The organism is Arthrospira sp. PCC 8006, from assembly GCF_046480465.1.
GTDB lineage: Bacteria > Cyanobacteriota > Cyanobacteriia > Cyanobacteriales > Microcoleaceae > Limnospira > Limnospira platensis.
The window spans coordinates 1-885 of the sequence record NZ_PKGG01000484.1 but is presented as its reverse complement, the minus strand read 5'-3'; the positions used below and the strand labels follow the sequence as shown (position 1 = coordinate 885).

Genomic DNA, 885 nt, shown 5'->3' with positions numbered 1-885 from the left:
GGGTTTTATTAACGGGTTCTATCGGAATAATAATTATGCCCTCTGTTTCCCGCCCTGTGTTAGTAATATTAGGGATTAATTCAGGGGAAGGGGGAGGTTGATCAAATAGGGGTGGGGGAATGGTTAAAGGTACTGTATCAACTATAGGAAGGTCTGGCGCTACTTGTATTTCTATTTTAGGCGGCGCTGGGGGTTCATCAATGGGAAATTCTGGAAGTGGCGGCGGGATGATTTCCGCCGGAGGTATAGAAGTGGAAATTTGGGGAGTTTCTGGGGTGGAAATTAAATGGCGATCGCGACGATAATAATTGCTTAAATGGATAATTCCCGTAAATAGTCCCGTGGTAGTAATAATGATCATCAAAGTTCGTAGCCACGCGGGAGAGGTACGTTTTGGCTGACTTTCTGGGGTTAAAAAAGGTTCTATTTCCGTGATGCAATTCCGCAAGGCGGCGGCGACATCAAATAACTGTAATGCGCTTAAATGAACGAATGATTCCGCCGGACTAGGTGCTAAGTTTCCTAAAAATAAATCATGGTATAATAAGCCATCAGGCTTGATCTGGAAGTCTGAACAGGTAGTTAAGAGATTTTGCGGGTGGGGAGACTCTTCGGGAGTGGGGTCAATTTCCGACAAGGGGGAAGCCGTCAGAAAGTCGTTAATATACCTGTTGAGGCTTTCATAGAGGTTGGTTAAATTATGGCGATCGCCTTCTATGCTGATATATTGATCTTCCGAGAGACGGGGGTCATCAAAGGAAAGTTTAAACCGAAAGTTATCCCAACTCTCATGTTTCCAGCGACTCCAGAAAGAAGTATTGGCGCTAACTGCTAGGGTACAAGTGGGGGGGGTATATTGTCGGCTGAGGAACATAAGAGGGGGGA

1 protein-coding gene is annotated in these 885 nt (G+C 45.4%); it reads right to left on the bottom strand.

Going from position 1 to position 885, the window contains the following annotated elements:
- Positions 1-874: DUF4335 domain-containing protein (locus tag B9T16_RS28970; protein WP_410246422.1), on the bottom strand; the 874-nt coding region annotated here is incomplete at its 3' end.
- Positions 875-885 lie beyond the last annotated feature (11 nt).